Origin of the sequence: Nanobdella aerobiophila (genome assembly GCF_023169545.1) — an archaeon.
Classification (GTDB): domain Archaea; phylum Nanobdellota; class Nanobdellia; order Nanobdellales; family Nanobdellaceae; genus Nanobdella; species Nanobdella aerobiophila.
The window spans coordinates 503,135-517,111 of record NZ_AP019769.1; the positions used below are offsets into that span (position 1 = coordinate 503,135).

Sequence of the window (13,977 nt, forward strand, 5' to 3'; positions counted from 1 at the left end):
TAAAGATAATAATATCTAGTATCTTAACCTAAAAGCTTCAAAAGGATATTCTTCTATTAGATATCTTTCTAAATTATAGCATTGTTTTCTAATAAATGTTTTTATACTCTTTCTACCTTTACCTTTTATTTTTATTGTCTCATCTATCCTTTTATCAAATTCTTTTATAACTAATTTCCTTCCGTATTCATTTAATAATATACTATCTAATCCCTTCACAAAATGCTCCGATTTTATCATATCTTGATTTATTAACCATATTAATATTCTAAAGGTAATTATTGGTTTAAATGGTTCTGCAAAATCTAGTGCTAGAGAAAATCTTCTTTCAAATGGTTCATGTAAAAAAGATATTGTAGGATCTAAGTGAGTTTTATAAATTTCAGATAATACTTGAGAATATAATAACATATTTGAAAAGCTAACTATTGCGTTTGCTTCATTTCTTGGAGGTCTTCTTGTTCTTTTTTCTAACTTATATGTTTTTAATACTTTATCTAACGCGTCATAAAATATTTGCCATATATTACTCTCTATACCTAATATAATATTTATAGAATTTTTCCAATCATTAAAATTCCTTTTAAATTCTTCTTTTACATTATAAGATCTTAATCTTTGTACATAATCTTTTATTTCACTGTATTTTTCCAATACTTTTATCATATTATATCTTGTAGCATCTACAATTTCTAATGCTATTTCAGATCTTTTCTGTATATCATTATATGCTAGTGCTTGTTTTATATGAATTATCCCCGCCGGATTCTTATGTTTAGGAACAAAAGATCCTAGATGATAAAATATTCCTTTTTCTCTATTTTCATAGAAGAAATGCAAAAATATATTTCTATCAGCAATTAATTTTAACGCATTATATGTTATGGAAACTTTATTTAATATAAAAATATTTGATATGTTTTCTAATGGTATAGCCCTCTTCTTTTTATCTTTATCAATAAAATACAAATTATTATATTTTCTAAATAATTTTCCTATTGAAATAATGTATATATTCTTGCTCATATATTAATATATTATGGTTTACGTTATTATAGTTTATGATATAAATATTGAAAGACAAAACAAAGTCAGGGAGTTTTTAAAGATGCATCTAAATCATGTTCAAAATTCTGTTTTTGAAGGAGAAATTTTAGAAAGTAGTTTATTCTTTATAAAAAAGAGATTAGAAAAAATTATTAACAAAGAAGAAGATTCCGTGTTAATATATGTTCTGCCAGGTAGAGGTTACATAAAAGAAAGAATAGAATTAGGGAAAAATAAAGAGTACGAATTTCTCTAATTATATTATAAAAGTTGCAGTAATCTATTTATTATAAAATAATATTTTTTATAATGTTTTATTTAATATTATTGTAGGCATAAATAAATGTGATATAAAAATAAAAGTATTAGTAATTCTCAAAAAATTTAATAAAATAGTTAATGGAAAGTTTTTACGTCATCAAAAATATATTACAACCTATGCGAGGTTTTGTAGGAGTTTTCTTTAATGAACCTTGCAGAATTATAAAAGTTTTATAAGATTTTAGTATTAAATATCTTAGATAAAGAAGTTGATTATCTTATAGTTTAAATTAAATTAGAAATATTGAAAGGAAAAAATAGAATTTCATATTTTCAAATTAAAAGATGATAGTTTAAATTAAATTAGAAATATTGAAAGAATTGATTTTTTAAAGATTGTTGTAAATTGTAGCCAATATTATTTGGTTTAAATTAAATTAGAAATATTGAAAGGAAAAAGTATTAAACTCTTTGATAACTAGAGGATACTTAAGTTTAAATTAAATTAGAAATATTGAAAGTCTTAAGATATTGTATGTGAAACAACTGTTACATTGCCTGTTTAAATTAAATTAGAAATATTGAAAGGTATATTTTATTTTCAATAGCCCACTGCAGTAGTTTGGGTGTTTAAATTAAATTAGAAATATTGAAAGATTGTTTTTTATCTGAATTTTTTAATATATAATCAACATTGTTTAAATTAAATTAGAAATATTGAAAGTCTTCTTATTGTAGGGCTTTTAACTTCAGCTTTTATTTCTGTTTAAATTAAATTAGAAATATTGAAAGATATTAGAATCATCCACCATGGGAAATTAGTCTGTTTTTGTCTTAGGTTTAAATTAAATTAGAAATATTGAAAGTTATCTTGCGTTATGTTCTCTAAAGTATTAGCTTTATTTTGTTTAAATTAAATTAGAAATATTGAAAGATATTTACTAATCTACAATTTATAAAACAATATATAGTTGTTTAAATTAAATTAGAAATATTGAAAGAAATCTATAGTTAATGTGTCTAAAATTTCACTATAATCGTTTAAATTAAATTAGAAATATTGAAAGTACATATTATTAAAGTTAACTGTAACTGTGCTACCAAACTGATTTTGTTTAAATTAAATTAGAAATATTGAAAGTGCTTCTATCTTTTGTAAATGGATGGGGATTTTAAAATAGAAAATATGTTTAAATTAAATTAGAAATATTGAAAGGCATGGTTCTTTGATGTATATTACAAGGGCAAAAGGGTAAAGTTTAAATTAAATTAGAAATATTGAAAGTTCTTTTATCCAAATGCTTTAACTTCTTCAGGAACATATAATGTTTAAATTAAATTAGAAATATTGAAAGATGAAAATTTTTATGTTATAAACTTTCAATAAATCTAAAAAATAGTTTAAATTAAATTAGAAATATTGAAAGGACACATATTGAGTAACTATTGGAGTGAAATATGCTATTAGTTTAAATTAAATTAGAAATATTGAAAGTATACTTTTGTTGGAAATTCATATAGTGATGTAGGGAGCTTTGTTTAAATTAAATTAGAAATATTGAAAGCTATTGGGAGTATTTATCTTCTCTACTTTCCCAAGCAGGGCTAAATTAGTTTATAAGTTTAAATTAAAATAGAAATATTGAAAGATTTGATTTTGAAATTCGGTAGAATATGCGTAGACATATATCAATGTTTAAATTAAATTAGAAATATTGAAAGGCAACGTCTAATAATGCTTTTACTTGTGGGTTCTTAATATAATTAGCAAGTTTAAATTAAATTAGAAATATTGAAAGGTTCTAGATATTTCTTATATCCATCTTGGTCATATTTAGTAGTTTAAATTAAATTAGAAATATTGAAAGATTAGCGATGCTTGTAAAGTAAATGTATATGTACCTGATGAGTTTAAATTAAATTAGAAATATTGAAAGTTTATATATGCTAAACAAATACTTAATAAAGATGTAGATGTAATATGTTTAAATTAAATTAGAAATATTGAAAGTAACTATCCAAAATTTCTCTTACTTTTTTATTAAATTCTTCTAAGTTTAAATTAAATTAGAAATATTTAAATATTGAGCTTTTAGACTACTACGAACCTTTTTTATTAATCTTTTGTTTAAACGAAATTATAAATATTTAGGTCATGATAATTCGACTTGAATTTTTCAATTTCCTCTGCTAAAGGTGCTTCTATAATTCTTATATTTTTTAAATCTTTCGTAATCGTATTTGTTTATTACTCTCCTTTTGATACTAGGAATCGAATAAGCTAAAGAAAACAATGACCTATAAATTCCAGAGTTACTAGGATGATCTTCTGAATGTAAGATCATTCTGTATTGAAATTTTGCATTTATATATAGAGATAAAAATTAAACTCTTCAAGGCACAAATATAACTCTTATTATATTATATTACATTTTTTATATTAGTTGTTAAAAAGAACTTTTACTTTTTCTAAATCTTCTATATCTGTCGTGTAATCTGTTCTTCTGATTCTTAACTCATAATAATCTAAATCTTTTAAATTAAGCATATTTTAATTTTAAATTTATAATTATTTTTAACTATATATAAAACTTTAAGTAAAGTAAAATCTTAAACAAAGGATTATTTAACAATAGATTTAAACTTTATATAGATAATTTAATACTAGATATTTTATTTCCTTTATATGTTATTAATGTGTATCTTTTAATGTTATTATCCAATGCTAGAGACCATATTGTTTTAGTTCCGTATTTTAACTTAGATCTTTGCATTACTCTCTTGTCTGTTAAAAGTTTTATTATGTCAGAATATTGAAATGTATCTCTATTTTTAAACAAATCTGTTAAAATAGTATAATACCTTCTAAAACTATTGCTACTTGGATACATTTTGATTATCATATCCTCATTCTGTAATTCTCTATCTATATAATGGTTTGTTTTTACTAATATGTTATTTTCTGGATATATTATTTTGAATCTTTCTGTTGTATGTTCTATTACCACGAAGTTATTTTTATCTGCTATAAAGAAATTCATAGGTATGCATATCTTTATACTTTTAAAAAGTTCAATAGCTTCTTCCACGTTCTTGCATTTTTCAGCTACTAATTTAACTGCATGTGTTGTATTAATTCCGTATCTATATTTATCATTATATGCTGCTATTATACCTATATATAAACCATATTTATTTATGGCATCAGAAGGACTATGAAATCTCATTTTTATATATTTATATCGATCAATACCCATATCAGTTACAAAAATAAAAGGATATGCATCTTTATTATAAACTTTTACATACTCAATAAAATCTTCTGCTATGGGGATCCAATCATAGTTCTTTCCAACAAAAATACCTTTATTATTTTTAACGCCAAATACAGTACATTTTTCTCTTATCTTCTTTACTACGTAATTTAAATATGAAACTAATTCATTACTAATAAGCCAATATGTAATTTTATCTTTGTCAATTTTACTGGCATCTATTATGCCTTTTAATTCTTCTAGAAATTCTGGATAATATTTTTTATACATAAGTAACTGATTCTTATATATTTCTGGATCTATCTTTAAAGTATGTAGATCCATGTATCTTTTATATATATTTCCTTCTTCATATCCAATTTCGTAATAATCGCCAGATAATCTTCTTAAAATCATAGTAATAATTTATTCACTCTTTTTTTAAATATATGTTTTTCCTTTTCGATCTTATATATGATATGATAATCCTCGAAAGCTAAAACCTTCATTCCATAATGCCAAAAGTATAATGCTGTATTGTCAATATTTGCTCCCATATCGACAAGGTAATTGTCCGAATTAACAAAGGATTTATATTCTATATTTGGAGATCCAAAAGCAAGAGCTTTCAGATAAAAAAACATCGAAATAAGTTATGATTTGCCGCTTAGAATAGCAATATGGACAAAGGATAATAAAACATACATAGGCCTATAAGTTACCTAGCGATATAGCTAAAGATTACTAAATTCAATCTTAGTCTAAAAATGCATACAATGAGTCTCTAAAATACTCTTATAACTGAAAAGGGTATTCTTTTTCCTTTTATTGATATTAAACAAAATATAAACAGATTTTCTAAGATTAGCAAAATTCTTTAAATTAATTAGAAAAATTTTAGACATAAAATAATTAAATCATAAATTTAAAGAAAAACTAATAATAATCATCATATAGGGGAGATCTTTTATACTATTTGCTTTTTACCAATTTCCTATAAAAAATTAAATAATATAAATAAAATATAGCATAATAATATAAAATTTAATTAAAAATTTTAGACTATTTTTATATACTTAATTTCTTCCTGAGGTGTTTGTTTAATATAAGCAATTTTTATATTTTTTATTGATATTCTTACTTTTTCAGAATTTTTATTATCGAACGTTATGTAAACATAATCGAAGTCTATAAAGATTACTTTATTAATTAAATTTAAAAAATTAAAAAACTTAAAAGAAAAATGAATAAATCAGATTGATTATAATATTTTTTAAAAAATGTCACAAGTTTTATGGTTTATAAAGATATTACTAATTAGTATTAATTTACTTTGTGTACATAAAGAATTACCAAAAATTATAAATTAGCTACTTTTAAATAGAGAAATTTTTATATAGATTAATGTAAAAATAAATAAAAGCGGGCCCTAGTGTAGTTGGCAGTCGGGGGATGAAGGGTTGAAATATCCTCGAGCCCGGTTCTGGTCGTCTAGCCGCACCAAACCTGTCGATCCAGGTTCAATCGAAAGGTTGAACCGTATGGGCCCGCTATTTTTTTTGTTAAATTAGGAAATTTATTCTCAGAAAACCCTTTGTTAATCAGAGTTTATATATGATATCTAAATTATAATACAATAATTAACAGAGTCTTCATTTTATATTTATACATGTACTTTCCGGTAACTTTATTTAAGTTAAAAATTTATTGTCTATCTTTACAGATTAACATACTGTTATTATTTCAGTTTTGTATTTAATTATATCTTTACTTTCATAAATAGATAACATCTTAGAAAAAATTTACCGACATGATAATTTGATAAAGTATCATTATCTAATTATTGAATAAATATTTATTTATAACAATCAAATCATTTTTCTATTATAACTGGATATTTTTCTAATTTTTTGATTTTTATGTTAATATAATCAATATTTATTATATTTTTTCTTTATAATTTTTTCTTCTTTTAATTTTTGTTTTCTCATAAATCTATATATAAAACTTTTAAATTTTATATATTTTATACTTTCACAAATCAAATAGATCTCTAATTAATTCATTATAAAAAATTATAAAAGACCATCTTTTTAATTCACTCTCTAATTCTCTCGATTCCCTAAATTTCTTCTTTATTATATTTTTAAATATTTTTTCATGATCATATATATAGTAATGAACTAATTCATGAAAAATTATAAAATTTATTAATTTTCTTGGAAGAACAATGGATAAGGAATTAATGGTAATTTTGTTATCCTTTATATTATAATATCCATATCTCGTTTTCATAGTTTTTATTTCTATAGAAGGTATATTAATTATATTCAATTCCTTAGAATATTTATTTATTATATTTTTGGTATATTTATATAGAGTTTTATTTAAATAATTACAAAAATCTTTCTTATTTTCAAAATTTACAATTATTATTTTTCTGGCACCATTTATTAAATATTTTCTCCTTATATTTTTTATTATTAATTTATATGGAACGCCAAATATTGATAATTTTTCTATATAATCTTTATTTATTTCTGTAATTTTATATTTATCTAAAATATCAATAACTTTTTCTTTTATTTTATTAATATCTAATAAGTTTGTTTTTATTATAATTCTATCTCCTTTTATTTCTACATATAGATTTTTAGATTTTACTTTTTTTATTTCTAAATTAAATTCCAAATTATTTAACTTAATAACTTCTCTCGACATTCTGGATAAATATTAGCATAATATTCTTTTAATTTCTTTATTATTTCTTCTCTTTTATTACTTTCTAGTTTATTTAGATTTAAAACTATATTTTCTCGGATATTACGTACCAATTTATCGCAGAAGTCATTTTTATTTTTATTCTCTTCAATTACTTCTCTTATATTTCCAATTATATCTTTTACGATATTTATATCTTTTATTTTTTGATCTAAATTTAGATCATCTAATATCTTATATAAATATAATTCTTCATCAGATAACTTAGATTCTTTTCTAGTTTTTTCATATTCATATATTTTATTTATATAGGTTTTCAAGGTTTCTAATGTTTTATAACCATTCAATTTCCCCTCATTATATTTTCTTATAGTATCGAATATCTTTTCTATTATATCCCTATATGTTATTTTTTTGTCTTCTTCATTTTCAAGTACAGCTACAGATTTAGATATCTTACTTATTACCATATTAACACGATCCTTATTTTGTCCTATTTCATTATAATTATCAATCAAAGAACTCAAAATTATGAATTCATTATTTTCTCCCATATTATTTAAAGATTTTCTTATATTTTCTATATCTTCTTCTTCTAGAGTTAAAAATTTCTCTATGTTTATCTTCTCTTTAAATTCTTCTATTATTTGTTCTATTTTTCCCTCTAATATTCCAATTTCTTGGCTTCCATCCTTTCTATTTTCTTTTATTTTCTTCAAACTCAAACAAATTAAATATAAAAACATAAATTTGTCTTTATATTTTTCTCTAAGGTTTAAAGGTATTGCTGGCGAAATATATATTTTTTCAAATTCTTTAAATAAAGAAAAGAAAGTATTCATCAATTCTCCAGAAATTATCTTTCCAACTATATTATCAATTCTATTTTTTATTTCCTCAGGCTCATTTTTATTTTTTTGATAATATCCTATATAATCTGATAAATTTATTTGTATCTTTTTAAATATATTATCATCAATTAAATTTAAGATATTCTCTATATCTTTCTCAATATTATCTATATCCTTTATTAAATATTTTGATATTTCCTGATAGTGTCCCTGTATATTTATATAAAGTTCAAAAGCTCTTCTTAATACATCTATTATACCTACAAAATCTACAACCAATCCATATTTCTTATTAGAATATCTTCTATTACATCTTCCTATTATCTGTAATAATGTATGATATGTCATAACAGGTCTGTCTAAATATATTGTTTGTATTTTATCAAGATCAAAGCCTGTAGTTAATTTATTTACTACAACTAAAATTTTAGGATTTTCGTCTTCTTTGAATCTATTTTTTATTTCTTCATTTATTTGATTATAATCTCTAATGCTTCCTTTTGTATACCTTTCCTGCAAATCTCTCAAATATTCAAGTATTTCAACATCATCCTCATGTTCATTATAAGTTATTAAAGCTTCTACAGAATCTTTACCCAATTTTTCCTTTAATTTTTTAGCATATATAACTGCTATTTTTCTAGATGGTGCTATTATCAATCCTTTAAATCCCAAAGGTTCTACTTCTTTTTTGAAATGATCTGCAATCTTATCAGTAACTTTATTTATCCTATCAGGATTTTTAAATATTAGATTAATTTTATTTATTTTATTTAATAATCTTTTTATATCTCTATCACTTATATATTCAGGATTTTCAAGGAAATCTTCTATATCATAATAATCTTCTTTTTCTAAAAATTTTTTAATAACTTCCTCATATTCTTCTTCAGATACATTTTCTTTTTCTTTTAATAAATTTTTAGTTAAACTAATTACATCATATTCAGGTTTATACAATATAGGTACAACAACGCCATCACTTTCAGCTTCGGATACAAAATATGTATCTACTACCTTAAATTTTTCTAAAGTATTTATATCTTTGCTTATAGCAGGAGTACCTGTAAACGCGATATAAAATGAATTAGAGAAAATATCAAATAGTTTTTTCCCTAGTTTACCATAAATACTTCTATGGGCCTCATCTATAAATATGAAGATATCTTTTCTATTTTTAATTTGCATTATTTCATTTTCACTTAATAGTATACTTTCTAATTGATCTTCAAATGTTATAGTATTATTTTTAATATCTCTGAATTTTTGTATAGTTAATATATAAATCCCAGGTTGTGGGTCTATTCCATACCTTAATCTTTCTTCTATTAATTGTTTTAGGTTAACCTCTTCTACAGGAAATCCTAAATCTTCTTTCATTGAATTAAATAATTGGAAAATTTGATCCTTTAATTCTAATCTATCAACTAAAATTATAACAACTGGTTTTATATTATTCCCTCTTTTCAATTTCTTTAATATATATTCTGCCAAGTAATACATTAATAATGATTTTCCTGAACCCTGATAATGCCAGACTAGATAACTTTTATCTTCAGGATTTCCAAATAATCTTTCTTCAATTTTTTTATATAATTTTTCTGAAGTATAAAATTGAGGGTATCTTGGCAATATTTTTTCTTCCTTATTGTATACTATATAATATTTAATAATTTTCAATAGATTTTCTCTATTTATCATAATTTCTAAAGTAGCATTTAATATGTCAGATAAATCATTGGTATTTCTATTATTATCAGGTTTCCATAAAATTGTTCTTTTAGATTTTAAATTTTGAATATTATTGGAAATAATATCTTTCAAGACCTTTTCATCTATGGGAAAAGAATAAATTTTATCTGCAATAACCATACCCATTTGAAAAAATTTTATACAATTTTGTAACTCATATATATATACATTTAAAAGTTGGTTAAAACCATCTTCCCACTTATTATAAGATGGTCTTTCTATTTCTGCTATTATTATAGGAATACCGTTTATAAAGAATACAAGATCTAATCTTCTTTCACCATTTTTAGTTATTACAGGTACTTCATCAGAAACTATAAATTCATTATTTCCTATATTTTCATAATCTATTAATTTTATGTTTTCTTTTATTTTTGTTTTTTCTAGTGTTATATATAAACCTTCTTTTAAATATCTTAAAATATCTTTTCCAGAAATAGCAGACTTAAACATATTATAAGCATTTTTTATATCTTCATCAGTTAATTCCTTATTTTTATTTATCTCTTTGATCTTATTAATAAATATATCTTTGATGATTAAACAGTCATTTTCTATATTTAGATCTTTTCCTCTTATATTTTTCCATCCAGATTTCTCTAAATGTTCTATTATTTCCTCTTTATATTCCTGTTCTGATTCTATATTTTTATTGTTTATTATCATTCTCTAATATCTTAATTCTGATTTCGCCAGTTAAAAGCTTTTTCATAAACCATTTTTTAACTTCAATTATCAATTCTTTCTTCCTTTTTAATAGGTCTATCTTTCTATCAATAGTACTTAATACATCTGCTATCGATTTTTGTTCCTCTAGGGGAGGTACGGGAACTGGACTATCTAAGATGATTTCTTGTGTAAGATGTGGAAGAGTTGTAGTTTTAATAAATTTATTCCAAAAAGGTTGAAAATATAGATACCAATAATATAAAAATTCTATATCAACAATCTCTTCCTTTGGTATAATACCAATGATTTGTTGATTTGTTGCTATAGGTATTTTGTTAATCTTTAAAAATCCTATAGATCCATATGCTGATAATAATAAGGAATCTTTTGGAATTATCCATGCATTAGAATTTTTTAAACCATATTCAGTAATATACTCCTCCGTCTGATATGAGTATTTGCCAGTTTTTGTTATATCTTGTGCCTTTATAAAAGGAATATCTCCATTCCAGTACTCAGAAATATTCCTGCTAGGAGTTCCTCCCATTTTAGCTTTTATTACAATATCTTTCAATTTCTTTACTTCCCATTCCTTAGGAATTTTATTAATCCCTATTTCTATAGAAACATTTCCTAGATCCTTAAAATTAGTTTCTTTATAAAATCTATAAATATTATTTTCTTTCTTTATTCTTATTTTACCATATAATAATAAATTCATTAGATTTTTCTTTAATTTCTCCGTTTTTTCTATTAAATTATTTATATTCTCTATTTCTCTATCAATAGTACTTAATACATCTGCTATCGATTTTTGTTCCTCTAGAGGAGGTAGAGGAATTGGTAAATATTCTAAGTCACTTTTTTTTATAGACTCAAAAGTAGTGCCTGATGACTGTCTTTTTATTGTTGGTGCCATATAAACTAAGTAATAATATAGATAAGATGAATTAAGTAAAGTATTAGTAGGAAAAATGGCAGCTATGCCTCTTCCAATACAAAGTTCACGATCAGCTATATTTACATCTCCTACTGGTGCCCTAACTGAAAATAAAATTGAGCCTTTAGGAGCTTTCTTATTACATATAGTAGTAAAAGTTGTGATAGAAGGATACATATCTCCAAAGTCTCTGCTTCCTTGAATGAAAGGTAAACCCCCCCCTCTATTGTTATATGCCGATGATGGCGGAGATTGTCCCATCATTATATTTGAAACTTCGTTTAATCTCTTTACTCCCCATTCCTTAGGAATTTTATTAATCCCTATTTCTCTAGAAGTATTTTCTAGATCCTTAAAATTAGTTTCTTTATAGAACTTTATTGCCATCTTCTTACTCTTTTTATATGGACATTATAAAATTTGGCTATTACCTTAGCATTTTTAGTCAATTTAGCTCTAGATGACATATATAATAAAGGTTTTCCTCTTAATTTTTTAGATTTTTTTACTAATTTTTTTATATCTGAAGATTTTAAAGTTTGTTTTCCACTTTTTACCTCTATTACATATTTTTCATTATTCTTTTCTGCTAATATATCAACTTCAAATTTTTTCTTTCCATTAAGTCTTTTTATTAAATTTCTTTTTACTTTATATTTACTTCTTTTCAATTTATTTGCAACAAAACCTTCAAATTTTCTTCCTTTTCTAACCATCTCTTATATAATATTAGTTATATCCTCTATCCAGCCTATTATTTTCGCATCTATATTTGATATTTCTTTCTGTATACTATATAACTCTTCTTTTATAGCTTTTATATCTATATTTTCTTCTTCAACAATCTGAGAAACATAAAGATTTACATTCAAACTATAATCATTTTTAATTACTTCTTCTATTGAAACAATTTTAGAAAATCCTGAAATTTCTTTCCATTCTTTATATACTTCTAGTATTTTTTTAATTCCTTCTTCAGATAATTTATTCATTTTTCTAATATATGGATGATCTTCATAATATTTAGAAGCATCTATAAATAATATATTTCTTTTTCTTTCTAGAGATTTGTTCTTATTAAATATTATTATAACTCCTGGAGCTCCAGTATTATAAAATAATTCATCTGGTAACAAAATTACACACTCTATTAAATCTTTTTCTAATATTTTTGCTCTTATAATTTTTTCTTTCCCACCTCTAAATAAAGCACCATTATCTATTATTATACCAACTTTTCCATTATCATTTACTGCATATAATGATAATTCTATCCATGCCCAATCTGCAGAGTTATTTGGTGGATATCCAAATATGTCGTATACATTTTTTGCAATTTTCGATTTCTTTAAATTATCTGAAGGATAATCCATATTCCATGGCGGATTAAATATTACTATGTCGAATGGTTTATCATCAATGAATAAAGGATTTGTTAAAGAATCTCCTTCATATAATTTTATATTTTTTCCAAGATCTATTCCATGTATTATAAAATTTAATTTTAATATTGCATAAGTATCAGAGTTTATTTCTTGACCTTCTAATATCAATTCTTTAGCGACATCTTCACCATACTTATCCTTAACATATTTATATGCTTCTATTAACATACCTCCAGATCCTGCTGCAGGATCTAATATTTTTTTTCTTTCTTTTGAAGGTTCTGTTATCTCAACTAAAAGTCTTATAACTTCTCTTGGAGTAAACAACTCTCCAGCCTTCTTTTGAGCCGGCATAAATTGTTCTATTAACCATTCATATGCATTACCTAATGCATCAAAACCTAATTCTGAAAAATCAAATCTATTAAATATTTCCATAACATTTCTAATTCTTAAATCAGAGCCTTCTTTTCCTATTAAATCGTCTATAAATCTTAATAATCTATTAATAGAATCTGATAGCTCTTTATTTTTATCTGCAATATTTTTTAATGCATTTCTAATATTTTCTGTAATTTTTTCAGATTTATTCAGAACATTTTTAAATAAAAATTCATAATCTATTTTTATTTTATGATAATCTTGATTTCTTGCCTCTTCTTCAGCTTCTTTTTCAGATAATCCTTTAGAAATAAATTTTTCTTTTAATTCTTCATATTCTTTTAACCATATATCGCTAATTGCTTTATATATTAATATTATTAACAATATTTTATATCCTTCAGACATATCTCTTACCAGATCTGCAGCTTGTTTTAAAGAACTTGTCAATCCAGATTGATTTAACTCATTTAATCTTCTTAATTTATATATTCTTATTCTTTCATCATTTTCATCTTTACCAACTTGAACAATTTTTCCTTCTTTTTCTAATCTATTAATAATTGTAATTAAAGTATCTCTATTATAATTAAAAATATTTCTTTTTAAAATATCTTCTATAGTAAACTCTTTTTCTCCAAAAGATTCTTGCAACTTTAGATATATTAAATCTAACTTTCTTTGAGGCATATTATATTTATTAGGCAAAAATTTTA

The 13,977-nt window shown here is 22.9% G+C and carries 10 protein-coding genes and 1 CRISPR repeat array; of the genes, 1 reads left to right on the plus strand and 9 read right to left on the minus strand.

Features of this window, described 5'->3' with window-relative positions; all coding sequences use genetic code 11:
• Nucleotides 1–15 precede the first annotated feature (15 nt).
• Nucleotides 16–1,026, minus strand: coding sequence for a type I-B CRISPR-associated endonuclease Cas1b (cas1b, locus tag MJ2HA_RS02880; RefSeq protein ID WP_258393046.1), 1,011 nt, complete (start codon nucleotides 1,024–1,026; stop codon nucleotides 16–18).
• Between the two features lie 13 nt (nucleotides 1,027–1,039).
• Between cas1b and cas2 the strand changes: the two genes are divergently transcribed.
• The gene (cas2, locus tag MJ2HA_RS02885; protein WP_258393047.1) at nucleotides 1,040–1,303 is read left to right on the plus strand and encodes a CRISPR-associated endonuclease Cas2; all 264 of its coding nucleotides are present in this window, start codon (nucleotides 1,040–1,042) and stop codon (nucleotides 1,301–1,303) included.
• Nucleotides 1,304–1,591: 288 nt separating this feature from the next.
• A CRISPR array of direct repeats spans nucleotides 1,592–3,391; the repeat unit is 28 nt; unit sequence GTTTAAATTAAATTAGAAATATTGAAAG.
• A gap of 94 nt (nucleotides 3,392–3,485) precedes the next feature.
• On the opposite strand, the gene MJ2HA_RS02890 is transcribed toward cas2, so the two are convergent.
• The 8 genes from MJ2HA_RS02890 to MJ2HA_RS02925 all read right to left on the minus strand — a co-directional run bounded on the left by MJ2HA_RS02890 (nucleotide 3,486) and on the right by MJ2HA_RS02925 (nucleotide 13,951).
• Nucleotides 3,486–3,653, minus strand: coding sequence for a hypothetical protein (locus MJ2HA_RS02890; protein ID WP_258393048.1), 168 nt, complete (start codon nucleotides 3,651–3,653; stop codon nucleotides 3,486–3,488).
• A gap of 300 nt (nucleotides 3,654–3,953) precedes the next feature.
• The gene (locus MJ2HA_RS02895; RefSeq protein ID WP_258393049.1) at nucleotides 3,954–4,979 is read right to left on the minus strand and encodes a C45 family autoproteolytic acyltransferase/hydrolase; all 1,026 of its coding nucleotides are present in this window, start codon (nucleotides 4,977–4,979) and stop codon (nucleotides 3,954–3,956) included.
• Nucleotides 4,976–5,206: a hypothetical protein gene (locus MJ2HA_RS02900; RefSeq protein WP_258393050.1), complete on the minus strand. Its 231-nt coding sequence runs from the start codon at nucleotides 5,204–5,206 to the stop codon at nucleotides 4,976–4,978. Before MJ2HA_RS02900 ends, MJ2HA_RS02895 begins: the two co-directional genes overlap by 4 nt.
• Nucleotides 5,207–6,596: 1,390 nt before the next feature.
• Nucleotides 6,597–7,283: a YgjP-like metallopeptidase domain-containing protein gene (locus MJ2HA_RS02905; RefSeq protein WP_258393051.1), complete on the minus strand. Its 687-nt coding sequence runs from the start codon at nucleotides 7,281–7,283 to the stop codon at nucleotides 6,597–6,599.
• Nucleotides 7,259–10,552, minus strand: coding sequence for a type I restriction endonuclease subunit R (locus MJ2HA_RS02910; protein ID WP_258393052.1), 3,294 nt, complete (start codon nucleotides 10,550–10,552; stop codon nucleotides 7,259–7,261). The genes MJ2HA_RS02905 and MJ2HA_RS02910 overlap by 25 nt, the downstream gene beginning before the upstream one ends.
• Complete coding sequence (locus MJ2HA_RS02915) at nucleotides 10,536–11,882, minus strand: restriction endonuclease subunit S (protein ID WP_258393053.1); 1,347 nt, start codon at nucleotides 11,880–11,882, stop codon at nucleotides 10,536–10,538. Before MJ2HA_RS02915 ends, MJ2HA_RS02910 begins: the two co-directional genes overlap by 17 nt.
• Entirely contained in the window at nucleotides 11,873–12,211 is a 339-nt protein-coding gene (locus MJ2HA_RS02920) for a DUF4143 domain-containing protein (RefSeq protein WP_258393054.1), read from the minus strand. The genes MJ2HA_RS02915 and MJ2HA_RS02920 overlap by 10 nt, the downstream gene beginning before the upstream one ends.
• 3 nt (nucleotides 12,212–12,214) lie before the next feature.
• Nucleotides 12,215–13,951, minus strand: a complete 1,737-nt coding sequence (locus tag MJ2HA_RS02925) for an N-6 DNA methylase (RefSeq protein ID WP_258393055.1) — start codon at nucleotides 13,949–13,951, stop codon at nucleotides 12,215–12,217.
• Nucleotides 13,952–13,977: the final 26 nt, after the last annotated feature.